The organism is Domibacillus aminovorans, assembly GCF_001643235.1.
GTDB classification, from domain to species: Bacteria; Bacillota; Bacilli; order Bacillales; family Domibacillaceae; genus Domibacillus; species Domibacillus aminovorans.
Genome location: NZ_LQWY01000067.1, coordinates 300,608 through 326,326, shown reverse-complemented (window position 1 = coordinate 326,326; position 25,719 = coordinate 300,608). Strand labels below are relative to the sequence as shown.

Annotated in this window: 23 protein-coding genes; 9 read left to right on the top strand and 14 right to left on the bottom strand. The window is 42.8% G+C overall.

Annotation, left to right across the window (positions count from 1 at the left end):
- Nucleotides 1-13: 13 nt before the first annotated feature.
- The 7 genes from nikR to AWH49_RS17385 all read right to left on the bottom strand — a co-directional run bounded on the left by nikR (nucleotide 14) and on the right by AWH49_RS17385 (nucleotide 7,881).
- The gene (gene nikR / locus AWH49_RS17415; protein ID WP_063966727.1) at nucleotides 14-433 is read right to left on the bottom strand and encodes a nickel-responsive transcriptional regulator NikR; all 420 of its coding nucleotides are present in this window, start codon (nucleotides 431-433) and stop codon (nucleotides 14-16) included.
- A gap of 184 nt (nucleotides 434-617) precedes the next feature.
- Nucleotides 618-947 (bottom strand): CHY zinc finger protein, encoded by a 330-nt coding sequence (locus tag AWH49_RS17410; RefSeq protein ID WP_034286694.1) that lies wholly within the window; start codon nucleotides 945-947, stop codon nucleotides 618-620.
- A gap of 152 nt (nucleotides 948-1,099) precedes the next feature.
- Nucleotides 1,100-2,524 (bottom strand): NAD-dependent succinate-semialdehyde dehydrogenase, encoded by a 1,425-nt coding sequence (locus AWH49_RS17405; RefSeq protein WP_063966726.1) that lies wholly within the window; start codon nucleotides 2,522-2,524, stop codon nucleotides 1,100-1,102.
- 16 nt (nucleotides 2,525-2,540) lie between these two features.
- A complete protein-coding gene (locus AWH49_RS17400) occupies nucleotides 2,541-3,914 on the bottom strand; it encodes a hypothetical protein (RefSeq protein ID WP_063966725.1) in 1,374 nt (457 codons plus the stop codon).
- Nucleotides 3,911-5,077 carry an iron-containing alcohol dehydrogenase gene (locus tag AWH49_RS17395; protein ID WP_063966724.1) on the bottom strand — a complete coding sequence of 389 codons (1,167 nt, stop codon included), beginning with the start codon at nucleotides 5,075-5,077 and terminating at the stop codon, nucleotides 3,911-3,913. Before AWH49_RS17395 ends, AWH49_RS17400 begins: the two co-directional genes overlap by 4 nt.
- 133 nt (nucleotides 5,078-5,210) lie before the next feature.
- Nucleotides 5,211-6,785: a sigma 54-interacting transcriptional regulator gene (locus tag AWH49_RS17390; RefSeq protein WP_082862930.1), complete on the bottom strand. Its 1,575-nt coding sequence runs from the start codon at nucleotides 6,783-6,785 to the stop codon at nucleotides 5,211-5,213.
- A 418-nt stretch (nucleotides 6,786-7,203) separates the two neighbouring features.
- Complete coding sequence (locus AWH49_RS17385) at nucleotides 7,204-7,881, bottom strand: GntR family transcriptional regulator (protein ID WP_034286698.1); 678 nt, start codon at nucleotides 7,879-7,881, stop codon at nucleotides 7,204-7,206.
- Nucleotides 7,882-8,198: 317 nt separating this feature from the next.
- Between AWH49_RS17385 and AWH49_RS17380 the strand changes: the two genes are divergently transcribed.
- The 4 genes from AWH49_RS17380 to AWH49_RS17365 all read left to right on the top strand — a co-directional run bounded on the left by AWH49_RS17380 (nucleotide 8,199) and on the right by AWH49_RS17365 (nucleotide 12,178).
- Nucleotides 8,199-9,215: a zinc-binding alcohol dehydrogenase family protein gene (locus tag AWH49_RS17380; RefSeq protein WP_063966723.1), complete on the top strand. Its 1,017-nt coding sequence runs from the start codon at nucleotides 8,199-8,201 to the stop codon at nucleotides 9,213-9,215.
- Nucleotides 9,216-9,244: 29 nt separating this feature from the next.
- On the top strand, nucleotides 9,245-10,273 hold the full coding sequence (locus tag AWH49_RS17375; protein WP_063966722.1) for a TRAP transporter substrate-binding protein: 1,029 nt from the start codon (nucleotides 9,245-9,247) through the stop codon (nucleotides 10,271-10,273).
- A 67-nt stretch (nucleotides 10,274-10,340) separates the two neighbouring features.
- Nucleotides 10,341-10,904: a TRAP transporter small permease gene (locus AWH49_RS17370; RefSeq protein ID WP_063966721.1), complete on the top strand. Its 564-nt coding sequence runs from the start codon at nucleotides 10,341-10,343 to the stop codon at nucleotides 10,902-10,904.
- Entirely contained in the window at nucleotides 10,901-12,178 is a 1,278-nt protein-coding gene (locus AWH49_RS17365) for a TRAP transporter large permease (RefSeq protein WP_063966720.1), read from the top strand. Before AWH49_RS17370 ends, AWH49_RS17365 begins: the two co-directional genes overlap by 4 nt.
- Nucleotides 12,179-12,417: 239 nt before the next feature.
- Here the strand turns inward: AWH49_RS17365 and AWH49_RS17360 are convergent, their stop codons facing one another.
- The 7 genes from AWH49_RS17360 to AWH49_RS17330 form a co-directional block, all read right to left on the bottom strand.
- A complete protein-coding gene (locus AWH49_RS17360) occupies nucleotides 12,418-13,413 on the bottom strand; it encodes a 3-hydroxyacyl-CoA dehydrogenase NAD-binding domain-containing protein (protein ID WP_082862929.1) in 996 nt (331 codons plus the stop codon).
- A gap of 54 nt (nucleotides 13,414-13,467) precedes the next feature.
- Nucleotides 13,468-14,673, bottom strand: coding sequence for an iron-containing alcohol dehydrogenase family protein (locus AWH49_RS17355; protein WP_063966719.1), 1,206 nt, complete (start codon nucleotides 14,671-14,673; stop codon nucleotides 13,468-13,470).
- A gap of 11 nt (nucleotides 14,674-14,684) precedes the next feature.
- Complete coding sequence (locus AWH49_RS17350; RefSeq protein WP_280512843.1) at nucleotides 14,685-15,749, bottom strand: tartrate dehydrogenase; 1,065 nt, start codon at nucleotides 15,747-15,749, stop codon at nucleotides 14,685-14,687.
- 95 nt (nucleotides 15,750-15,844) lie between these two features.
- Nucleotides 15,845-17,281, bottom strand: coding sequence for an aldehyde dehydrogenase family protein (locus AWH49_RS17345; RefSeq protein WP_063966717.1), 1,437 nt, complete (start codon nucleotides 17,279-17,281; stop codon nucleotides 15,845-15,847).
- Between the two features lie 54 nt (nucleotides 17,282-17,335).
- Nucleotides 17,336-18,298, bottom strand: a complete 963-nt coding sequence (locus tag AWH49_RS17340) for a transketolase family protein (RefSeq protein WP_063966716.1) — start codon at nucleotides 18,296-18,298, stop codon at nucleotides 17,336-17,338.
- Between the two features lie 3 nt (nucleotides 18,299-18,301).
- A complete protein-coding gene (locus AWH49_RS17335; protein ID WP_063966715.1) occupies nucleotides 18,302-19,156 on the bottom strand; it encodes a transketolase in 855 nt (284 codons plus the stop codon).
- Nucleotides 19,157-19,402: 246 nt separating this feature from the next.
- Nucleotides 19,403-20,404, bottom strand: a complete 1,002-nt coding sequence (locus AWH49_RS17330) for a LacI family DNA-binding transcriptional regulator (protein ID WP_063966714.1) — start codon at nucleotides 20,402-20,404, stop codon at nucleotides 19,403-19,405.
- 239 nt (nucleotides 20,405-20,643) lie between these two features.
- Between AWH49_RS17330 and AWH49_RS17325 the strand changes: the two genes are divergently transcribed.
- The 5 genes from AWH49_RS17325 to AWH49_RS17305 all read left to right on the top strand — a co-directional run bounded on the left by AWH49_RS17325 (nucleotide 20,644) and on the right by AWH49_RS17305 (nucleotide 25,693).
- Nucleotides 20,644-21,678, top strand: coding sequence for a zinc-dependent alcohol dehydrogenase (locus tag AWH49_RS17325; protein WP_063966713.1), 1,035 nt, complete (start codon nucleotides 20,644-20,646; stop codon nucleotides 21,676-21,678).
- 51 nt (nucleotides 21,679-21,729) lie between these two features.
- A complete protein-coding gene (locus tag AWH49_RS17320; protein ID WP_063966712.1) occupies nucleotides 21,730-22,818 on the top strand; it encodes an NAD(P)-dependent alcohol dehydrogenase in 1,089 nt (362 codons plus the stop codon).
- A 19-nt stretch (nucleotides 22,819-22,837) separates the two neighbouring features.
- Complete coding sequence (gene dctP / locus AWH49_RS17315) at nucleotides 22,838-23,854, top strand: TRAP transporter substrate-binding protein DctP (protein WP_034286711.1); 1,017 nt, start codon at nucleotides 22,838-22,840, stop codon at nucleotides 23,852-23,854.
- A gap of 68 nt (nucleotides 23,855-23,922) precedes the next feature.
- Nucleotides 23,923-24,414 carry a TRAP transporter small permease gene (locus AWH49_RS17310; protein WP_063966711.1) on the top strand — a complete coding sequence of 164 codons (492 nt, stop codon included), beginning with the start codon at nucleotides 23,923-23,925 and terminating at the stop codon, nucleotides 24,412-24,414.
- A 4-nt stretch (nucleotides 24,415-24,418) separates the two neighbouring features.
- Complete coding sequence (locus tag AWH49_RS17305; RefSeq protein WP_063966710.1) at nucleotides 24,419-25,693, top strand: TRAP transporter large permease; 1,275 nt, start codon at nucleotides 24,419-24,421, stop codon at nucleotides 25,691-25,693.
- The last annotated feature ends 26 nt before the right edge of the window (nucleotides 25,694-25,719 follow it).

Sequence of the window (25,719 nt, the reverse complement as noted above, 5' to 3'; positions counted from 1 at the left end):
GACTCCTTCATCATTATATTTGCTCTACTGGTGCCACGGTAAACTTGCCATAATCTACGCCTTTTAAACTCGTCAGCTTATGGTTGAGCTGCTGGATATCTTTCACTTTCCCTTTTACAACGATCAGCTCTAAGCAGCTATCATGATCTAAATGGAAGTGTGTCGTTGCAATGATTAAATCGTGCATACTATGTTGAATGTTGGTCATTTCTTCGAGTAAATTCCGCTGATGATGGTTATAAAATAAAAGAATACTTCCTGCCACAATATGTTCATGATCTTCCCATGATTGTTGAATAAGTGCATCACGGACAAGATCTCGAACGGCTTCTGAACGATTTTCATATCCCCTCTGACTGACTAATTGGTCAAACTTCCGAAGCAAGTGACGATCCATTGAAACGCCAAATCTTTTTAATTCTGAATCTCGCATACGTCCACCTCTATCTCACTTCAATTTTTCATCTAGTAACACATTTTATAAAAATAGTAGCACCAATATACGTGTTAAATGATTGATCATTTAACACGTATATTTGTTTAGTAACTTTATTAACTATTGTACAATATCATGGTCGTATTATTTGGTCAATATGGGAGCTCCCTTTCATGACCGCTTACGATTCAAAATAAAAATGCTTATGTAAACGGCAGCCCGGATTAAACGCTACGCCACAGCTCGGACAAGCGGACTCACACGCTAAATATTCCCGAACCGTCAGCTCATGACCGCAGCCTCCGCACAACACCGCTTTTTCCTCCCACTTCTCTTTCGGCCATACCTGCACCTCGCCACAGCCATCTTCCTCATGACATTGATGGCACGGATAATACGTCTCGCAACAATAAAACTTAATCGCAATCCGGTCAATTTCCTGATGATAATGCGCACATCTCGTCTCCTCATCGAGTACACTGCCCCGCACCTCATGCCCTTTTATGATCATGGTACATCCCCCTCTTCCTATATATAAAGCGTCAGCTTATATTTAATCTTTATTATACAGTTGAACTAAAAAAAGACTTCAGCAAAAGAGCTGAAGTCAGAAAAGATAATCTCATTTTGATTAAAGATTCGCGGAACAATCAGTATACCCTGTTAAAGCCCGAGTGAAATATACTTCACTTCCAAATATTCTTCTATTCCCCAGTGCCCGCCTTCCCGGCCAAGTCCACTTTCTTTCATTCCGCCAAATGGGGCTTGGGCAACGGATGGAAGTCCATCGTTTAATCCAACGATACCGTATTCAAGTCCTTCTGATATGGTGATCGCTTCCGATATATTTTGCGAAAAGACGTACGCTGCCAGTCCGTATGGTGAGTTGTTGGCGCGCTTAATTACTTCTTCAGTCGTTTTGTATGTTGTTACCGGTGCAAGCGGTCCGAACGTTTCTTCAATCATGCATTCCATGTCGTCTGATACATTCGTTAACACAGCTGGTGTAATGAAGTAACCTTTCTCACTGGACAATGCTTCTCCGCCAGTTTCAAGCAGGGCTCCTTTTGATATGGCGTCTTTCAACTGTTTTTTCACTTTATCGACAGCTGCTTCGTTAATGAGCGGTCCGATTTCAACACCTTCATCCAGCCCGTTGCCAACCGATAACTGACCAACCGATGCCTTCAGTTTTTCCACAAACTCCGCTTCAACCGACTCATGCACATACACGCGATTCGCGCAGACACATGTTTGTCCTGCATTCCGGTATTTAGACCCCATCAATCCTTCGACTGCTTTATCGAGATCTGCATTTTCCGTGACGATAAACGGTGCATGGCCGCCAAGCTCTAGTGATACTTTTTTCATCGTATCGGCTGCCTGGCGCATCAATAACTTCCCGACATTTGTAGACCCCGTAAACGAAATTTTACGAACGCGGCTGTCAGTCATCCACGTTTCACCAATCGCCGCCGCGTCACCCGTAATCACATTGATGACACCTTTCGGAATGCCTGCTTCTTCCGCAAGCTCCGCCAATTTATAAGCCGTAAGAGGCGTTAGTTCTGACGGCTTCACAACGACTGTACATCCCGCTGCCAGCGCAGGACCCACTTTCCGTGTCATCATCGCTGCTGGAAAATTCCACGGCGTAATGGCCGCAACGACACCAACTGGCTGCTTCGTAACGAAAATCCGTTTATTCGGAGCGGATGCTGGAACCGTTTCTCCGTAAATCCGCTTTCCTTCTTCTGCATACCACGAAATAAAGCTGTTCGCATAACCCACTTCGCCGATCGCTTCTTTCAATGGTTTCCCTTGCTCTGTCGTCATAATTCGTCCAATCTCTTCTTTTTGCTCATCTATTAAATGAAACCAATTCATTAACAATGCACTTCGTTCTGCTGCTGTTTTAGCCGCCCAATCCGGCAATGCCGCACTTGCCGCATCAACAGCCGCTTGCGCTTCCTTTTCTTTCGCTTTCGGTACAGTCGCGATAACTTCAAGCGTCGCCGGATTAGCCACATCGATTCTCTCTTCCGCGTCTACCCATTGTCCATCAATATACATGTTCCATGCTTTCATCATTTTCTCTCCTTTATTACGCTTCTTTTTCTACATCTTTCGCAAACGTACCGTCATTTTCGCCGACAAAGAACTTTTTGCCGTAAATTAAGAAACATAAAATGATGCCGATCGCAAAAGCCCAGGCAGCACCTTTAATCGCTAACACTGCCGCTATAATACCAGCAATTCCAAGATCACGCTGGCTTTTTGCTTCCATAATACCAATCCGTACGCTTACATATCCTTGAATCAATAATGTCAATGCAAGTGCAACACCTAAAATAGGTTCTACTAGACTGACAATCGGCAATAATAGTAATCCCGTATTCGTGCCCCAACGGAATGAACCCGAGCCTCCGAAAATGGAGTCCATGACTTTTCTTCCTTCTTTATAACGCTCTACCACAACTACTTGCATGGCCGACCACATTGGACCGGACATTGTCACATCTGGACCGATGATACTCATGATTGAATTTCTCGCACCAAAAATTAAATGCGCGCGGTTTGGATTATAGTCGACTTTTTCATCTTGTCGAATGTCATCTGCTTCATCAATAATCGCTTTACTTTGCAAAATATCGCCAAACAACACAATATACGTTGCCAAAACAGTTGGCAATCCGCTTATAAACAAAAGAAGCGGCGGCATGCCAAGACCGAATACGGTATATTCATTCCATAATGTAGAAAAATCAGGTTTTGAAAAACCCCATTCAATCGTTGGCCACGGCGCCTCGCCAAATAAAGGAGCGATCACAACGGCTAAAATAATGATTGGAAAAATACCTAGTTTTCCAATGGTTCCCCATAACTTATTTTTCTGTTTTAATACTTGGAAATGTCTTGAGAATATTAAATAAAACGCAATCCCGACTGCAATTGAAATCGTCCACGGAAATGATTCAAAACGGCCGCCCACTTGAAAAATAGATATAACGGCAGCAATACCGGCGCCCATAATAATCCCTGCTTTAATTGCACTTGGTACAAGATTGACGACTTTACTAGCAAGCCCTGTCACGCCAAGAAAAACGGAAAACAAACCGAGTGTCAGCTGAAAAGCGACTAACGCATGCACCCGTTCATCTGCCGGAAACTGAGAAACATACACCATAATTAATGGAATGGCGGGTGTAATCCAGCCTGGAACAACGGGATCACCAAGTAAATGATGCGTCAAATAAAAAAGTCCATTGATCATAACAACCGCAAGTGCTGCTTCAAACGGCATCCCTAGTAATTCTATTAGCAATGGAATCGCTGCAAGATCGACTGCACACATTAATAATCCTTGCACATAATCGGGCCACTCAAATCGATAATGAATAAACGGGAGCCGCAGCTTAAACGGTCCTAGTGGGATGTAAGGAGATTCCTCTCCATATGCTCGATTTTGCCATTTCATTTCGTTTTTCCTCCTTGATATGCTGCTTGATAAATTGCCAAAATATCCGCTTTACTTAAGCGTCTTGGATTATTTTTCAACAAGCGGTCAATTTTACTCGCATCTTCAGCCATGTCCTCTAAATCCGTTTCTTTAATGCCGAGCTCCTGCAAGCCGTCCGGGATGCGTACTGCTTTACAAAGCCTGCTCATGGCGGCAATGGCTTTTTCTGCTGCTTCATTATCTGTCGCCTCATCTACTTTTTCACCAAGCGCCGCGGCCACATCTCTAAAACGCTCTAGGCAGGCGATTTTATTCCACTCCATGACATATGGCAATAGGAGAGCATTGCTTACACCATGCGGAATATGAAACCGGCCGCCAAGCGGATACGCCAATGCATGGACAGCACCAACACCTGCATTGCCAAACGCCATGCCCGCCATAAGGCTTGCTGTCGCCATTTGCTCACGCGCCTGCACATTGTCTGGATTTGCATATGCTTTTGGCAAGTTCACCGCAATCATTTTCATCGCGCCTATTGCTAACGCATCCGTAATCGGTGACGCATGAACAGATATGTATGCTTCAATCGCATGGACAAGTGCATCAATCCCGCTGGCTGCTGTAACACCGGCTGGCATCGTCAATGTCATTTCCGGTGAAACAATTGCCACATCCGGCAATAGGTAATCGCTTACAATTCCTTTCTTCACTTGCTCTTCTTTATCAGACAAGATCGAAATATTTGTCACTTCAGAACCGGTACCTGCCGTCGTTGGAATCACAATGAGCGGACATCCCTTCTGCTTCACGTGATCAGTGCCGACGAGATCGACAAGTGCACCTGTATAATTCGCATACCCTGAAACTGCTTTGGCTGTATCCATCGCGCTCCCGCCGCCAATTGCAATCAGCCCATCATGTCCGCCTGTTTGAAACGCTTTTCGGCACTCTTCCACCACATAAAATTCTGGCTCAGGCTTCACTTCTAAAAATACGCCGCACGTAAGCCCTTCCAAAATTCCTTGAATGTTATTAAGCATCCCTGTCTGTTGAATAATATGATCTGTGACAATGAGCGGGTTCGTCATTCCTAACCGTTCCGCTTCCACTTTCAACTGTCCGGTTGCACCTTCACCAGTAATTAATTTATTGGCAATCTTAAACGTAGAAATAGTCATAAAAAATCCTCCTTTTTTCTTCTCCTTATTCTTATTGCAAGTTCCGTGCCAATAAGAAAAAAGCGTAAAAAGAAGGATTTAGCCATTTACTTGATTTAAATAATACTCAAAATCACCTTTTTTGATTAGAATTCTAATCAGAGGAAGACCAGCCTTTCATTTTCGCCACAATAGTAGACTGGCTAACTTGCAAAGCTTCCGCCGCTTTTCTTGTCGTTTTATGTATGCGCATTGCTTTTTCAATTAAATGCCGCTCAACCTGATCCGTCGCTTTTTTCAGCGGAATGATTTGACCATCCAATGAAAATTCCTGAGTAGGCTCCCGCTGGATTTTCGCCGGAAGCTGTTCTACGTCCACCTGCGCCGAAGAAGCTGTCACCACTAAATGTTCGATGACGTTTTTCAACTCACGAATATTGCCTGGCCACCTGTATTCACACAACTCATCAAACGCGTCCGCTGACAACATGACAGCTTCTTGATAAGTAGCATTAAACTGCTCCAAATAATACGATAGCAGGCCGGGAATTTCTTTTTTCCGCTCTCGCAGCGGTGGAATACACATCGGGACAACGGTTAGCCGGTAATACAAATCCTCACGAAATACACCTTTTTTAACGAGCTCTTCCAGTGGCTGATTCGTCGCTGCGATGACCCGGATATCAACTTTTCTCGGCACTGTTGAACCGACTGGCGTAAACGAAAAATCGTCGAGCACTTTCAAAAGCTTCACCTGTAATTCAAGCGGCATATCCCCAATTTCATCCAAAAAAAGGGTCCCTCTATTCGCCATTTCAATCAGTCCCTTTTTCCCTTTCGAAAGCGCTCCCGTAAAGGCCCCGCCTACGTAACCGAACAACTCTGCTTCAATTAAATTCGCCGGAAGCGCCCCACAGTTTACTTCAATAAATGGATTCCCTGTTCGAAGCGAGTGCCTGTGAATGTATGAAGCCGACATCGTTTTCCCAACACCACTCTCACCCGTCAAACAAACCGTTACATTCGTTTTGGCAACCTTTCGCATCAAACGCTTCGCTTTTAGATCCCCTACTATAAATGGAAAGTCTTCTGCCCCGTTCGTCTCCGTTTCACTCTCTGCCTTGTTTTCTTTTAATTCATCATTCTCAAGCTTCAGCTGAATCAACTCAGTAATATCACGCACACTGCTGACGACATACAAAATCGTTTGTTCTTGATCAAACACCGGACTAGCCGACACGATAACTTTCCGTCCATTCGCCAGCTCCTGCATACGTGTCATCGCTTTTTTCTCCTGAATAACCTGAACCGACACCGACTTCGAAATATAGCCCGCTTTCTCCATATCATTCATGTGAAGACCAATTATTTTCTCCGATGAAATACCAGTAATCCGCTCATATGCCGTATTCACCTTTACCGTAAACCCGTACCCGTCTGTAATGTACACACCGTCATACAACGAGTTGATCATATCGGAAAACATCTTGCTTACGAGCATCTCACGAAACATGTCGGACTCCTGCTCCTGGAGAAACTCCTGTAAAAACGGCTGCTGAAAAAATGTCCGAAGCGGCATCAACACATGGCCGTTCTGAATCGCCACACGAATCTCCTCAAGCGTAATCATCCCAACCGTTTTGTCTTGGTCCATAATCGCTGCCGACTCCGCATTTCGCTCCGTAATGAAAATCAACGCCTCTTGAATCGTTTGATCTAACGTTAGCACATCCTTCAACCCCTTTTCAAAAATGACCGAGCGCAGCTGATCAACCCCGCCAGCGCTTCAATCAAAGTCCGTTTCTTTTCATGCTATCATGATAAAAACCTAACGAAAAGAGGTTGATTTTTATGACCAATGAACTATTCATCTGCCACAAGCTCTTGGCACATTGGCGCACCGCCTCATGAAGGAGCACCCATCAGCGTGTTGCTTGAAAATAGAAAAAAAGAAAGAGCTGTTTTAAAAGCCAGATTTTCCTGACTCTCAAAACAACTCTCAATGGAAATTGGCGCTTTTCACCTAAGTTCCTCTTCATCCGCCACAAAAGAAGAGGCATATATAACGAAAACAATACCACTGGCCACATTTACTTCGGGCGCGATAGAAAAATCATATGTAACGTGAAACCTCAGTCATCATTAATTTATATTCCATCTTGCAAACCTTCATCCCACTGTTTTTTCAATTCTTTTTTCAAACTGTTGATATGAAGTTTTATTTTCCCTAGAAAACTAGGTAAGTCACGCTCTCTCATCGCTTCACACAAACACTGGTGATCTTTATGTCTTTTCAATGTGCTTTCAAACGAAGTCGCATGTACAAGTCGCGATAATGCAACGTGCGTATTTAAAGAAGAATACACTTCCTGAACTTTTTTATTCGCCGCCCATTGCACTAACGTTCTATGAAATTTCATATCTAAATCTACATACAGTTCGAAAGGAAATGGAGTTACGTCTAATAATGAATCCATTTCCTCGACAATTTGTTCCCATTCGTCCATTTGTTCATCCGTAACGGTCTGAATTATTTTTTGCGCAGCCCACATTTCAATCATTAATCGAGCATCAAGAACTTCAATAAAATCAGTCAAGTTCAGCTCTGTTACATACGTTCCTTTGCGAGGAATGATCTCAATCAGCCCTTCATGGACAAGTTGATTAATTGCATCTTTTACTGGAGATCGGCTCACTCCAAATTCATCTGCTATTTTATTAATATCCAGCTTTTCGCCTGGGTTATATTTCCTTCCAATGATTTTCCCTTTAAGCACATCGTAGACTTGTTTCGTTAAAAGTGAAGTTTCAATTTCACCAGACAAATGGAGTGCCTCCTTTTCTATATATGTAACATTTAACAAAATTATAAAGAATAAACGATAATTCGTCAATTTCTGATTATTCTAATCAAACATAAAACCGTGCAACTACGCTATTAAATACGTTTATTCACACCATTTTTCTGAAGATTTTAAAAAAGTATTGACGATGAAAAGAGATGATTGTATGCTTGACATGTGAAATGTTACATTTCACATGTTTTTAAAATCACAAAAAAAAGCGCCATCATTATAAGTAATTGGAATCGGTTTCACTCACCGTACCTTTTGCTTATTAAAGAAAAAGAGGAGATAAGATTATGAAAAGTCTAGTTTGTCAGCAGCCCGATCAATTTATTATGAATGAAACCGAGATTCCTTCCGCCAAAGAAGGAGAAGCATTGATCCGTATCAGTCGAATTGGCATTTGTGGAACTGATTTTCATGCATACCGGGGACGCCAGCCTTTCTTCAGTTATCCGCGTGTGTTAGGGCATGAATTAGCAGGTGAAATTGTCACCATTCAAGCCAATTCGCAAAATCTCATCGCTGGTGATCAAGTAACCATCATTCCTTATCTGGAATGTGGAAAATGTATTGCCTGCCGGAACGGAAAGCCAAACTGCTGCACGGGCCTTAAGGTACTCGGCGTTCACGCAGACGGCGGCATGCAAGAATACATGGTTGTCCCTATCACCCACCTGATGAAAACAAATGATATTACAGCAGACCAGACGGCAACAGTTGAATGCTTCAGCATTGGTGCCCACGCTGTTAAGCGGGCAGATATTCAAAAAGAAGAATTTGTCATTGTCATTGGAGCAGGACCTATCGGGTTAGGGGTAATGAAATTTGCTAAACTCGCAGGAGCTAAAGTGATTGCACTTGATATGAATGAGCAACGTCTGAATTTTTGCCGTGAATGGGCAGGTGTCGATTACACTGTTAACGTCGCTTCAAGTAATGCACAGGAAGAAATGATGAATATTACAAATGGTGAATTTGCAAGCGCTGTCTTTGATGTTACGGGAAATGCAAATTCCATGAGCAACGCCTACAAAATGGTTGCTCACGGCGGCCGTCTTATTTATGTTGGACTCGTTCAAGCAGACGTTTCTTTCCCAGATCCAGAGTTTCATAAGAGAGAATTAACATTGCTCTCAAGCCGAAACGCCACAAGAGACGATTTTGAATATGTCATCCAATCCATCAAAGAGGGAAATATCGATACAGATGCATTCATCACGTCGAAAACACCATTCGACCAAATCACTCAAAAATTTGAATCGTTTATGAAACCGGATTCAAACACAATAAAAGCAATGATTACGTTATAAAATAAAACATGATAAGGGAGTTAAATAAAATGAAAAAATGGACGATTACGTTACTACTTTCTATTGCAATGATCGTTTTAGCAGCATGCGGAAGCGATTCCGAAAAATCATCAGATGGCGGGGATAGCAAAGAAGAAACATACACCATCAAAGTCGCAAACTTCTACGCAGAAGATCATCCGCAAAACATTGCTTTGCGTGAAAAATTCAAACCATTAATTGAAGAAAATTCAGGTGGAACGTTAAAAGTAGAAATTTTCGATAATAACAAACTTGGCGGCGAAAAAGAATTTTACACAGCCGTTCGTAACGGCACGATCGAAATGGGTCTTCCTGGTATGATCATGCAAGCGGACGTTCCCAAAATGGGCGTCATCGAATGGCCTTTCTTATTAAATGATATGGAACATGCTAAAAAAGTGTTAGATGGCCCGATCGGAAAAGAGTTAACAGATGAACTATCAGAGAAGCATGGTGTTCATGCACTAACATGGAGTGCAAATGGATTCAGAATGGTTTCCTCTAATCAAGAAGTAGCAAGCATGAAGGATTTCAAAGGACTTAGACTTCGTATGCCTAATACACCGATTTTCGTAAAAGTGGGTCAGCAATTGGGCGCCAACGTGTCTCCAATGCCGCTTTCGGAAGTCTTTACGGCACTCGAACAAAACGTAGTCGATGGACAGGATAACCCAATCGGGGTCGTACGATCTTCCGGTTTATATGAAGTACAATCTCACATTTTAGAATCTCGTCATGGCTTTTCGCCAAATGTTCTGATCGTCAATCAGAAATTCTGGGACAAGTTATCTGCTGATCAAAAGAAAGTGATAGAAGAAGCATCGAAAGCCTACTCTGATTATGAATGGGAACTTTCAAATGAGAGCTATGAAGCAGACAAGAAATTCCTTATGGAAAACGGCATGAAGTTCGTTACGCCAAACGAAAAGTTTAAAAAACAAATGTCAGATGCAGTTCAACCGATCTATGAAGAAAACTACAAAGAATTTCCTTGGGCAAAAGAAATGGTTGAAAAAATCAAGGCTGAAGCTAATTAATTATGAAGCAGAGAAGCGGGGTTTACGTGTGAGCCCCTCTCTCAATTTTTAGAAGGAGAGGTCTTTATTGAAAGTATTATCTCAAAAGGTTGATGCCTTTTTAAAATTTATTATCGCGCTGTGCCTTTCATTAATGGCTATCTTTGTGTTTGGAAACGTTGTGATGCGTTATGTGTTTAATTCCGGGATTACCTGGTCAGAAGAAGTGTCCCGCTTTTTGTTTATTTGGCTCATTTTCTTAGGCGCCATCCTAGCATTAAAAGACAACGAACATTTAGGTGTCGATTCACTTGTCAAAAAATTACCGGTAACCGGAAAAAAAATTGTGTATATCATCAGCAACGTCTTCATCCTTATTACGCTTGTACTCGTTTTTAACGGCAGCTGGAAATTAACGTTACTGAATGTGGATCAATCCTCTCCGGCTATCGGCATGCCTTATGCGTACATTTACGTCTTTGGCTGCATTATGAGTGTAAGCATGGCCATTATTATTTTAGTGAATTTATACCGAGTTATTTTTAAGAAAATCGACGTCAGCCAGTTAATCATGACAACGGATTCCGAAGAACTCGTGGAGCAGATGGAACTTGAGAACGGCGGAACAGATAAGGGAGGGATGAAAAAATGACATTAAGCATCTTTGTTCTCTCATTACTTGGTGCAATGGCTCTTGGAATCCCTATTGCCTTTGCCCTTTTAATGAGTGCGATTATTTTAATGTTAACAATGGGCAATTTCGATACACAAATTTTAGCTTCTAACTTAATTGATGGAGCTGATAATTTCCCTCTTATGGCCATTCCGTTCTTTATTCTTGCTGGAGAATTAATGAACGCTGGCGGAATTTCCAAACGAATCATTGAATTTGCCATGGCCTACGTAGGGCATATTCGCGGAGGACTTGGATACGTGGCGATTCTCGCAAGCGTCCTGTTTGCGGGCTTGTCCGGATCAGCCGTCGCCGATACAGCAGCACTTGGCGCTATTCTTATTCCAATGATGGCAAAAGCGGGCTACGATCGAAGCCGTTCAGCCGGTTTAATTGCAGCAGGAGGCATTATCGCTCCGATCATTCCGCCGAGTATTCCAATGATCGTATTTGGCGTAACCGCCGGTGTGTCTATTTCACAGTTATTTATGGCTGGAATTGTGCCGGGTCTTATGCTTGCGGTCGCATTGACGATCACGTGGACTTTTATCACGAGAAAAAGCACAGTCGAAACGCCGCCGCGTACAACGATAAAAGAAAAATTAAGTGCCACCCGTGCGGCCATTTGGGCATTGCTTCTGCCACTGATTATTATCGGCGGTTTGCGGGGCGGGGTATTTACCCCAACAGAAGCAGCAGCCGTTGCGGCCTTTTACGCTTTGTTTGTTGGGCTTGTCATTTACCGGGAGCTCAAATTCGCCCAACTTTACCATGTAATCGTAGCCGCGGCGAAAACAACAAGTGTCGTCATGCTTTTGGCAGCTGCCGCCATGGTATCAAGCTGGCTCATTACTGTAGCAAACATTCCGGGCCAACTAACGGAACTTTTAGATCCGTTTATGGACAACCCACTGCTTTTGCTCATTATTATCAACATCATTGTGCTGATTGTCGGATCAGCAATGGACGTAACGCCGACAATCTTAATTTTAACACCTGTGCTCATGCCGATAGTCGAATACGCGGGTATTAATCCGATCTACTTCGGTGTGCTGTTTGTTTTGAATAACTGTATTGGATTATTAACTCCACCGGTAGGAACTGTCCTAAATGTCGCCGCCGGGGTCGGGAAAATAGGGATGGATGACATTATGAAAGGCGTCATGCCATTTTTAATCGCAGAAGTCATTGTTCTATTTTTGCTTACCCTGTTCCCTTCACTCGTGTTAGTTCCATTGGGATGGTTCCAGTAAGGCCATTTATTTCATAAAAAGAACGACTTCAAAAGTGCTAAACATCTAGCCATTGAAGTCGTTTTTTTACTATAATACCCTCAAGTAAATCACAGGGCTGTACTCGGATTCATCCGCGCTGCTTTCAACACTGAATAAATGCCGAACGATTTCTGATGTGGCGAAAAGCATTAATGAAGAAAAAGGAGGCATAATGCCCCCACCCCAGCCTCAGCGGTGGGTTACTTTATAACCGATCTTCAAACGTTATCTGACGAGTTCAAATTGGTCACCGACGCTGAACTAGATTTCTTATTTTCCTGTTCTTTTCTTTCTAACCACTTGGTTAGCTCTAGTAATTCAATATTTTTTCTTAATTGAATAGAGGAAATATTCTCCTCTTCCCAATTATAAAATCCCTGCTTACTTTTTACGCCAATGTCGCCTTTATACACTTTCTCTTCCAAAAGAGGAGACGGGGTCGTTCTATTTTCTAAATCTTTATATAAATAGGAAGCGATATCTAAATGGACATCGAGGCCATTCCAATCTCTTTGTTCTAAAGGACCTGTGATAAGCAAACGAATTCCTAAACTATACCGAACGACCGTATCTATGTCTTCTGCTGAAGCGACTCCGCTTTCTAGAAGCGAAATTGCTTCCCGAGCAATTGCATGTTGAATGCGGTTGCCGATAAACCCGGGAACTTCCTTTTGAATCAGAACAGGCTGTTTCCCTATCTTTTTCAAAAAGTGCATTACTTGTTCTAAAACGGGCTCAGAAGCGTCATTTCCTTTAATCACTTCTACTAACGGAATAATCGAAGCCGGCATGAAAAAGTGCATCCCTACAAGGCGTTCAGGATACGTCAATTCTTTTGCAATCGAACTGACCGTAATGCCTGACGTATTCGTAGCGAAGATCACGTCCGAATGACAGACCGCTTCCAGCTCTTTAAAAATTTGCTGTTTTAATTCCTTCTTTTCAGGCACCGCTTCGATTACGAGCCAACAATGCTTTACATCTTGCATCTGTTCACTAAAGTGGATACGTGCGATGATGCTATCTGCTGCTTCTTCGATGAAATGGTGCTCATGTAAAAATTGAAGCTGCTTCCGCATTTTTTCCTTTGCCCGGTTCAATGCTTCTTTATTTGTATCAACTAAAATAACGTCTACATGTTGACTGACAATCAATTGTGCAATGTCTGTCCCCATCGTTCCAGAACCGATCACCCCGACCTGTTGATTTTGCACGTATTACTCCCTCCATTTTGACACACGAGTCTCACATCTGCTTCACTTAGCCAATTATGAATACGCTTCCTTTTTTGTCATTGGCAAAACTCGTTTATAGATGTTCACGACATCTTCTTTATAGACTTTTCGCGGATTAACTGGAATCGTTCCTTTATCATCCATTGCATCATTGGCAAGTCGGTCAATGACATCTTCATCTACATCAATGCCTAAAAAGCTGAAGTCTTCTGGAATATCCACGGATGCAGTAAATTTCTTAATAAGGGCAGCTAATTGATCCGCAGCCTTTTCTTTCCTTTCCATAACGAGTTGTTCGTCAAAAATGCAGGCGAGATCCGCGTATTTTTTGTAATTCGAAATGACATTATATTCAATGACATACGGAAGAATAATAGCATTGGCGACCCCGTGCGGCACGTGATAAACAGCAGACATCGGATGGGAGCAAGAATGTACGAGCCCTAATCCTGCCAGCCCGAAAGCCATTCCTGCCATTGTACTGGCTAAATGAACTTGACTTCTCGCTTCATAATCATCCGGATGCGCATATGTATGGGGCAAGTATTCTTTAATCATTCGGACAGCCTGTAAAGCGAGTCCATCCGCAATCGGTGTTGAGTTCATCGACGTATACGCTTCCATCGCATGCACAAGCGCATCAATTCCAGTAGCAGCGACGTGCTGACGCGGCAAATTCAACGTCAACGTTGGATCGATATATGCTGTTTTTGGCAATAAATAGGGAGACGCCACTATATATTTTCTGCTAACGGTCGGGTCTGTGACGACAGAAACAGCCGTTACCTCAGAACCGGTTCCTACTGTCGTCGAGATTACAAACAATGCAGGAAGCGGCTTCGTAACCGTTTTTTTGCCGCGGCGATAATCAAGAATGTGTCCAGGATTATTGACCATAACACCGACCGCTTTTCCGAAATCGATTGCGCTTCCTCCACCGACAGCGAGAATCATATCACAGCCGTTTTCTTGATAAGCAGCTAATCCCTTCATGATGGTTTCCGCATAAGGATTTGGCTCAATATCTGAAAACATGACATAGTCTAAACCTTCTTTTTCCAAAACAGTTGTCACTTCATCTACAACACCGGCTTCCAAAAGGCCTTTATCTGTTGCGATAAAAACCTTTTGATTTCCTGTTGCACGAATGTCTTTCGCTAACTCTTTTTGAGTAATATGCATCCCAAATTTAACTTCTGTCGGTAACGTGGAAAAAAATGTTTGGTTTTGTAAACTCATGATTCGTTCACTTATCCTTTCAAATAATGAATGACACGTGCGCCCACTTCAGAAGTAGAAGCATTTCCTCCTAAATCAGGTGTTACGTATTCTTTTTCTGTCAATACGTCTTCAATCGCTTTTAACACGCGCGCACCTAAATCAGGACGGTGGAAGTAGTCGAACATTTGACTTGCGGACCAAATAGAAGCAAGTGGATTGGCAATACCTTCGCCTGCAATGTCTGGTGCAGAGCCATGAATCGGTTCAAACATAGACGGATAGTCTCGTTCCGGGTTAATATTTGCTCCAGCAGCCAGCCCAAGTCCTCCGGCAATCGCTGCACCTAAATCCGTTAAAATGTCTCCGAACAAGTTAGATGTAACGACGACTTCAAATCGTTTCGGATCTTTAATCATTAACATGCTCGCTGCATCGACGAGGTAGGAATATGTTTGTACATCTGGGTACTCTTTGCTTACTTCATCAAAAATTTGATCCCAAAATACCATGGAGTAGTTTAACGCATTCCCTTTACTAATACTCGTCAGCGATTTGTTCATTTTTCTCGCTTCTTCAAACGCATAACGGATCACCCGCTCCGTTCCTTTTCTAGAAAACACGCCTGTCTGCAAGACGACTTCCTCAGGTTTTCCTTTAAACAGCCAGTCTCCTGCTCCTGCATATTCACCTTCACTGTTTTCACGAATAAACAGCATATCAATCTCTTCTCTTTTGACGCCTTCAAGCGGACAAGGAGCGCCATTCAATAATGTAATCGGCCGAATATTAATATATTGATCGAATCCTTTTCTAATTTTCAAAAGGAGATCCCAAAGAGAAATATGATCCGGAACACCTGGGAATCCAACAGCGCCTAAATAAATCGCGTCAAATTCTTTCAGCTTTTCCATCCCATCATCGTCCATCATTTTTCCCGTTTCAGCGTAGTATTCACAGCCCCATGGGAAATGAGTAAAGTCAAAAGCGATGTCGCCATCCACCTTGGCTACTTCATTCAAAACGTTGATCCCTTCATCAATCACTTCAGGGCCAATTCCATCTCCAGCTATGACAGCAATTTTATATTCTTTCACCAAACCGCTCACTCCTTCAATTATGATAACAAACTATGCTTCTAAAAAGAGAGAGACGGGCGGGGATTTAAAATGATCCCGCCCGGCTTTCTTTTTTAGTTACGATTAAAAATAACGAGTTTCATTTCGGTCATTTCTTCGACCGCATATTTAATCCCTTCACGGCCAGATCCACTTTCTTTCACACCGCCGTACGGCATATGATCCACGCGGAAAGTAGGGATATCGTTAATTAAAACGCCGCCTACATGCAATGCGTCTGCCGCATCAAATGCTGTATGCACGTTTTCTGTGTAAATTCCTGCTTGCAGTCCGAAGCGTGAATCATTAACAAGATCAATGGCTTCTTCAACTGTCTTCACTTTGTTAATGACAACGATCGGTGCAAAAACTTCCTGGCAAGATACTTTCAGGTTTGAGTCAGCGTCTAAAATGACCGTCGGATGAAGAATATGGCCTTCCGATTCGCCACCTGCCGCAATCGTAGCGCCGCCTTGCTTCGCTTCATGAATCCAGCTGAGCGCGCGCTCTACATCTCCCGGCGTAATTAAAGCAGATACTTCTGTTTCTGGATCGAGCGGGTCGCCAAGCGTCAACTTTTTCGTCGCTTCAACAAACTTCTCAACGAATGAGTCATACACATCTTCATGTGCATACACGCGCTGCAATGAAATACATACTTGTCCTTGGTTTGAGAAAGCACCCATAATGCACCGGTCAATAATCTTATCAATATTGACATCTTTATCGATGATGACAGCGGAATTTGACCCCAGCTCTAACGTTACCCGTTTAAGTCCTGCTTTATTCCGAATGCCAATCCCCACACCTGGGCTTCCTGTAAACGTAACCATGTTCACGCGTTCATCTGTCACAATTTTATCGCCAACGACTCTTCCTCCGCCTGTAATGACGTTTAACGCACCTGCAGGCAGTCCCGCGTCTTCAAACAACTTTGCGGTAAAGTACGATGTCAATGGCGTTTGACTAGCTGGTTTCAGCACAACTGTATTTCCCGCCGCAATCGCAGGGCCAAGCTTATGCGCAACTAAATTGAGCGGGAAATTAAATGGTGTAATCGCACCGATAACGCCAATAGGCTCATGCGTTGTATAAGCGATTCTGTTTTCTCCTCCTATAGCAGCGTCCATCGGAATCATTTCACCATGAAGTCTTTTCGCTTCTTCTGCCGCGAATTTGTACGTTTGAACCGTTCGGCTTACTTCCGCTTTTGCATACACGAAAGGCTTCGCTGCTTCTTTCGCAAGAATCGTCGCTGCCTCGTCTCCACGTTCCTCAAGTAACACGGCAACTTTTTCCAAAATAGAAGCACGCTGATGAGCCGGCATCTTTGCCATAACGGCTTTAGCTTGGAATGCTGCTTCAATCGCATTGTCAATTTCTTCATCATTCGCAGAAGGAATCTGAGCAATCTCTTTTTCGCTATAAGGAGAAGTTAGTTTCGTATAGGTAGATCCTTCCACCCATTCTCCATTTATGAACAACTGTTGTTTATTTGTAGTTTCAGACATCGTGTTCACGCTCCTCATCTTTTTATTTGTCATGAATTTGCTTGCATGCAAAACTTACCTTTTCCGGCTCAATACTTCTTTCGCCTTCTCAACCATGTCAGCAGGTGTAATGTTGTATTTTTTCAGGAGCTCTTCATTCTTGCCTGATTCTGTGTTGCGATCTTGCACACCGACCCGAATCATCGGTGTTGGATATTGTTCACCGAGAATTTCAGCGACAGCACTGCCCAGTCCACCAATAATGTTATGCTCTTCCGCAACGACAATCGCTCCCGTTTCACGGGCGGCCTTCACAATTGCCTCCTGATCAAGTGGCTTGATCGACGGCATATGCAAAACAGATGCGTTAATGCCTTGTTCTTCTAACAAACGAGCCGCTTCTACTGAGCGTTCCGTTTGTGTACCCGTGGTGATAATCGTGAGATCGCCACCTTCTTTTACAAACAAGCCTTTTCCTAATTCAAACCTATGTGTTTCTGCGTCAAAGATTTGCTGCTGCTCATCCCGTGCCAGACGAATGTAAACAGGTCCGTCATATTGATGAGCAAACTCCATCATTTGAATTAACTCCACTCCGTCTGCTGGTGCAAGGACAACCATATTCGGGATACTGCGCATAATGGCCACATCTTCCACACCTTGGTGCGTCTTCCCCGTGCAGCCCGTTAACAGCCCGCTGTAAGCACCGATCATTTTCACATTTAATTTAGGCTGAGCGACTGATACCGTAATTTGATCCAGTGCTCTTTTCGTAATAAAAGAAGCGAATGTGCACACCCACGGTTGAAGACCTACAGAAGCAAGGCCGGCCGCTACGCCCATCATGTTTTGTTCAGCAATCCCCATTTGCAGGAACTGAGCTGCATTTCCTTTCGCTACTATATCCGTTTTCGTTGAATTCGCTAAGTCTCCATCTAACACGACTGCTTTTGTATCTTTTTTCGTAATGTTTAATAACGCTTCTCCAAAGACATCACGCATCGATGCTTTTTCTCCCACTTGCAACAATTGGCTCATTTTTTACACCCCCGCCATTAATTCTTGTGAAGCTATTTTTAATTCTTCCGCAGTCGGAATTTTAGAATGCCAGAGATATTGATTCTCCATAAAACTTACGCCTTTTCCTTTGATCGTTTCGGCAATGATCATTGTTGGCTTGCCTTTTACTTCTTTCGCTTCGTTACAAGCATCAATGATTTGCTGAAAATCATGTCCGTTGGCAGAAATCGTGTGCCAGCCAAATGCTTTAAAGCGCTCAGCAGGTGATGTAACAGGACGTTCTCTTTCTCGTCCATCTGTCCCATCCCAGCCAAACTGCTGCAACTGGTTGAAATCCATCAATACAATTAAATTATCCAACTTGTATTTCACCGCAATATCGGCTGCTTCCCACACTTGACCTTCCTGTGACTCGCCATCGCCGATCATACAATACGTATAAAATGCTTTCCCTAGCTGTTTCGCACCAAGCGCCATACCGACAGCTGCTGAAATACCTTGTCCGAGTGATCCAGATGACATATCAAGACCCGGCAGCAAATTCATATCTGGATGTGCTTGCAAACGGGAATTAATTTCGTCAAATGTGCTTAATTCCTCAATTGGGAAATAACCACGCTTTGCAAGAACCGTATATAAAGCAATCGCTGAATGTCCTTTTGAAAGAACGAAACGATCCCGATCTTCCCACTTAGAATCGCTTGGATTAATATTCATGACGTCAAAATACAAACTCACTAGCATATCAATAGCCGAAAGGGGGCCGCCAATATGACCAGCTCCAGCATGATGGACGGTTTCTACAACAAGCCTTCTCGCCTCGGCTGCCTTTTGTTTTAATTGCTTTATTTCTGCAAAATCAAGTTGTGCTGACATTGTATAATCCTCCTTTTTTACTTCTATACATTTTCATTATTAGGTAAAGCGCTTAACCATTAATAAAAAAAATAAACCTTCAACAAAATTGTTTTGGGTAACCGCTTACCTAACACTATAATCAATCTTAAAGAAAAAATAAACACTTTTTTTAATTTTCTAAAGACTTTTTAGTCAACGCTTTCATTTCTTGGGATGAGTTTACTTGCGAACTGCTCGAGTAAATTCACCCCCTTTTTTTATTGATCATTTGTTCAATTTGGCCGTGGATCCTCGTTTAATCAAAGTCGGACTAAGGACAATTCGCCTTTTAGATTGCTCTTCTTTTTTGATCTCTCCTACCATCAAATCCATTACTTCGCGCCCCATGGCTCTAATCGGCTGAGCCATTGTTGTCAGCTGCGGATCGACAAGCGTCGCGATGATTGTATTATCAAAACCGATAATGGATACATCATCTGGAACGTGAAGGTGTAAGGTCCGAGCAGCTTGGATAGCACCACTCGCTAACAGATCATTGCAAGCGAAGATAGCCGTAGGCGGTTTCTCAGAACGCAAATATTCCTCCGCCACTTTTTTCCCCCACTCAACAGTTGATTTCTCCACAAATGTAAACATGGCGTATTCCTCTAAACCATGATCTTCAAGCGCTTTTTTGTACCCTCTCATCCGTTCACGGTTACTCCATACATCCCTTGCAATAATCGCAATCTGTCGATGGCCTAATTGAATTAAGTACGACGTTGCTTCATACCCCCCCTGAAAATCATCTAACGACACGGAATTCACATACGTTGAAGGAAAGTCACGTGCGACAATCGTTACCGGAAACTTTTCTTTAACGAGTTTATCCACTTCAGAAGTCTGTTCAAATCCAGAAGCTAAAATAATACCGTCAACACTTTTTCGTTTTAATAACTCGATGTAGTTTTGTTCTTTAGCCGGCTGGTAATCTGTACTACAAATGAGCAAATTATAGCCGAGTTCATGGCCCCTGTCTTCAATATTTCTCGCCAGTTCACCAAAAAACGGATTGGCCATATCGGGTATAAGTAGTCCAATTGTATATGTACTTTTTCCTGTTAACGCCGTCGCCATCATACTCGGCTGATAGTTCAACTGTTCGATCACTTTCAACACACGTTTCCTTGTCTCATCACTGATCCTTCCTGAATTATTTAACACTTTTGAAACAGTTGCTATTGAAACATTTGCTTTGCTCGCGACGTCATAAATGGTTGGCTTCATAGTCAGTGCTCTCTTTCTGTCAATAAGTGATGTTTGCTTAATGAAAATAACTATCATTCTTTAGTAGATTTGTCAATTTTAAAAAATAGACGTAAACGCCATCGCATTTATCGAAATATGAAAAGAAAAAAGTTTTTTTAAAAAACTGTTTGACTTTTCTGCACAATCTTTTTTATAATCGGACTAATCAGTTCAGTAAAGCGCTTTACCAAATTCGATATATGACTTAGGGGGTTACTATGGACGCACTACTTAAAACGAAATATGGAGTTGGAAATGTTGAATTGCTAACTGTTCCTGAGCCCGAATGCCCAGATGATGGTGTGAAAATAGATGTTGCCTATACCGGTATTTGCGGTACCGATTTGCATATATACCATGAGACATTTAAAAGTTATCCGCCTGTTATTATGGGCCATGAGTTTTCCGGTGTTATTGCAGAAGTTGGGAAAAACGTCACAAAAGTAAAAACGGGTGACCGGGTGGCCGTCCTCGGTTCAACAGCTGTCACATGCGGTTCTTGCGAATATTGTCAAACCGGTTATTATATGTTTTGCAAAGATCGCCGGGGAATGGGGCACGGTGTAAATGGTAGTTTCACAAAATATACGGTCGTTCGAGAAGACATGGTCTACAAAATACCAGATAGCGTGAGTCTTGAAGAAGCAGCCTTGTCAGAACCACTTGCTTGTGCTGTTCAAGCCATCGAAGAACTGACGACGATTCAAGTCGGTGACACGGTTTTACTTTCTGGCCCTGGACCAATTGGATTAATTTGCCTCTCTTTACTAGCGATGAAAGGCTGTAAAATCATTGTCGCTGGAACGTCAGCAGATGCCACTCGCCTTGAACTGGCAAAAGAACTTGGCGCTGACATCGTTGTCGATGTAATCAATGAAGATTTACAAGCGATCGTCCTAAAAGAGACGAATGGAAAAGGTGTCGATGTAACGGTTGAATGTGCAGGAGCAGGTCCATCTGTTTCAAGTTGTCTTTCCGCATTGAAACAACGCGGGAAACATATTCAAGTCGGTATTGCAGGAAAAGAAATAACGTTAGACTTTGATACTGTTCTTTATAAACAACTTCAAGTATTCGGTTCACTTGCTCACTCGATGACGACGTGGGAGCGGGTTATGAACATTCTTGAACAGAAAAAAATCAACCTTGCACCGATCATTACGCATAAACTTCCTCTTACAGAGTGGAAGAATGCCTTTGAACTTTGTGAACAAAAACAATGTGGGAAAGTGCTCCTAAGTCACAACGCTTAATTATTTATTCAACTCAAAGTAACCGCTTACCTTAAAGATAGGAGTTGCCTTATGTGTAAAACAGAAGAAACATGTAAACAGTCATTCACGATACCGGAAACGATGAAAGTCGCGTATCTTGAAAAGCCGCTGCAAGTCAATGTAGCAAACGCACCCGTCCCGCACGTGACAGGCAAAGATGTGCTAGTCCAAGTAATGGCCGTTGGGATTTGCGGCTCAGACGTTCATTACTATGCTCATGGTCGAATCGGAAAACGTGAAGTTCAATATCCCCACATTCAAGGTCATGAATGCGCAGGAATTGTCGTTGCTGTAGGAGATGAAGTAACCCGCTTTAGCCTAGGCGACCGAGTAGCCATCGAACCTGGTGTTGCCTGTATGACTTGCTCTTGGTGCCGGGAAGGCCGCTATAATCTTTGTCCGGACGTACAGTTTTTATCAACACCGCCGGTTAAAGGAGCTTTCGTTCAATACTTAAAACACCGGGAAGATTTTTTATTCGCTATCCCTGATGTGCTTTCTTATGAAAACGCTACCTTAGCAGAACCACTGTCAGTCGGCATTCATGCCGTGAAGCGTGGCCATTTGAAAACGGGCGATACCGTTGTGATTTCTGGAATGGGGCCGGTCGGATTAATGACCGTTATCGCTGCAAAAGCCTTTGGCGCAAAAGAAATTATTGTGAGCGATATGGAAACGCTCCGACTTGAAGCCGCCCTTAAACTCGGTGCGACAAAAGCCATTGATATTTCAAAACAGTCTATTTTAGATGAGGTAAAACAGCTGACAGCAGGACTTGGCGCTGATCTCGTCATTGAGACGTCTGGTAACACGAAAGCGCTGCAATCTACTCCTGAATTGACAAAACGCGGCGGTTCGATCGTTGTAATTGGCTTCCCGCCAACAGATGCCGTACCTCTTAACGTGACGTTAATGCTTCAAAATGAAATTAATTTGTATTCTGTTTATCGCTATACAAATACTTATCCACTGGCGATTGATTTGCTTACATCGATCGGCAGCCAAATACAGCACGTATTAACGGACAGTTATCCGCTTGACGAAATTCAAGCTGCGATGCATCAAGCCCACACAAATCGAAGTGGGAGCTTAAAAGTCATTGTGTATCCACATTCATAACAAACAAGGGGGATTTATCATGAAAAAATTATTGAAAGTAACATCTTTAGCAGCGGCCTTATCATTAGGACTTGCAGGCTGTGGCGCTTCTTCTGATAGTGCAAATGAAAGCGAGAAAGACACTGGTAAACAAATCGTACTAGATTTAAGTATTCCTGAACCAGAAGGCGCAAAATTTGATGTTACAGCAAAAGCTTTTAAAGAAGAATTAGAAAATTTAACAGATGATCAAATGTCTGTCAAAATTCACTACAATAATTCATTAGGCGGCGAGCGTGAAGTCTTCGAATTAATGGGGATTAACTCGCTCGACATGGGAATTATCTCTGCCGGTCCTATGGGTAACTGGGTAACTGAATTTAACATGTTTGACTTGCCATTCTTGCTTGACAACCGCGAGCATGCGTACGCTGTTTTAGACGGTGAAATCGGCGATGAACTCTCACAAAAGTTTGAAGATGCAGCACAAGTTAAAGTTCTTGGGTGGGTCGAAAACGGTTTCGTTGCTACATCATCCAACAATGCAATTAACTCCGTAAAAGATGTAAAAGGCTTGAAAGTGCGTGTACAGGAAAATGAAGTACAAATCGATACGTGGAAAGCATTTGGAGCAGACCCGACACCTATGGCGTGGACAGAAGTATTTACGGGCCTTCAACAAGGTGTAATCGATGGGCACTCTAACTCACTAGCAACGATTCAAACATCCAAAATTTATGAAGTTCAAAGTCACGTTGCGTTAATCGAAGACCGGTTTTCTCCAGCACCAATTGCGATTTCAAAAGGCATTTTTGATGGCTTGACACCGGATCAGCAAGAAGCCGTTTTAAAAGCAGCTGAATATGCTGAACCGATCGGCCGCCAAGCGAACCAAGATAAAGTAGCAGAAGCCGCTGAATTCATTCAAAAAGAAGGCGTTGTCATTACAGAGCCGGACAGAGAATCATTTAAAGCAAAAGTAGAACCTGTCTACGAGAAATGGGCACCACAAATTGGAGAAGAAATGATTGATCGAGTACGGAACTTCGAATATTAATTAGAACTGCTAGAAGGGTGATAATGAATCTGTCATTATCCCCCCTTCTTTATTAAGGAGTTGAGAAAATGAAAAACATTATGCATGGCTATATACGAGTAAACGATGTATTTAATAAATTGTGTGGCTATCTAGTTGCGTTAATGATGGCGGTCATGACGGCACTTATCTTCTGGCAAGTCATCGCCCGCTATGTTTTCGGTTCATCTCTTGCTTGGTCTGAGGAACTTTCCCGCTTTCTCATGATTTACGTCGTCTTAATCGGTGCTTCTCTCGCTTTGCGAAATGGAAGACTGCTAGCCGTCGAAGTTGTACCGGAATTGCTTAATGAAAAAATAAGAAAATGGATCGTGATTCTCACTCATCTCATTTCAATGATTTTTTATGTCATCTTAATTGTATACGGTTTAGACCTTGCCCAAAAGTTTTCCAATCAAATTGCTCCGGGAACTGGAATTTCAATGTTTATCATTTATCTTTCCCTTCCTATTGGAGGAATACTATTTTTCTTGAACTCCATCACATGTATTTTTGAAGAGTTCATAGGAAGAAAGGAGTGAGAACATGCTTCCTATATTTTTTATTTCCTTATTCGTTCTCCTGTTTTTAAGTGTACCGATTGCTTTTTCACTCGGATTATCTACAGTTGCTGGAATCTGGATGCACGATTCTTTGCCACTAGACGTTGTTCCTCAAAGGATTTTCGTCGCGCTTAACTCGTTTCCTTTAATGGCCATTCCATTTTTTATCCTCGCTGGAAACTTAATGGGAGCAGGCGGAATCTCAAAACGTCTCGTAAACTTTGCTAGTTCACTAGTAGGACATTTTACAGGCGGACTTGCCATGGTCGCCATCGTCACATCGATGTTTTTTGCAGCCATTTCCGGATCAGGAGCGGCGACAACAGCGGCCATCGGTTCCATCCTTATTCCTGCTATGCTCGCCAGAGGCTATCATGTGGAATATGCAGCTGCCAACCAGGCCGTTGCAGGTGCTCTTGGTGTTATTATCCCGCCAAGTATTTCCATGATCTTGTATGGGGTAGCAGCAGAAGTGTCCATCGGTGATCTCTTTTTAGCCGGTATCATGCCTGGTTTACTTATTACACTCTCCCTTCTCATCAGTGCGTATATTATCGCCAACCGGCGTGGTTATGTCGGTGAAGAGCGTAAAGCGCCTGCTGAAGTATGGACAACGTTTAAAGCAGCTATTCTCGCTTTATTAATGCCGATCATCGTTTTAGGTGGTATTTACAGCGGTATCTTCACACCGACAGAAGCATCCGTTGTCGCCGTTGTCTATTCATTCATCATCGGTTTCGTCGTTTACCGTGAAATTACGATGAAACAATTGATCGAAACGCTTCGAAATTCTGCCATTAGCAGCGCCATCATCATGATTGTTATTGGAACGGCTGGTTTATTCGGCTTCTTCATTAGCATCACGGGCGTTCCTGATATGGTTTACGCGTTGATTTCAGATTTTGTTACGAACAAGTACGTCTTCTTAATTATCGTAAACATTATTTTATTTATCGCTGGCATGTTCCTCGATGGAGGCGCCGCGATTCTCATCTTTGTTCCATTATTGTTAAGTACAGCGGTCACATTAGGTATCGATCCTGTTCACTTCGGTGTCATCATGGTATGTAACCTTGCCATCGGCTTAGTTACACCGCCGGTCGGTATTGATTTGTTCGTCGTTTCCCAACTGACCAAACTATCGATTGTTAAAATCGGGAAAGCCGTTATCCCGCTCATTCTGATTTTAATACTCGATGTACTCATCATCTCGTTCTTCCCGCCTCTTTCAACGTGGATTCCATCTTTGATGAAATAAAGAGGAACGAGTGAACGAAAAAAGGT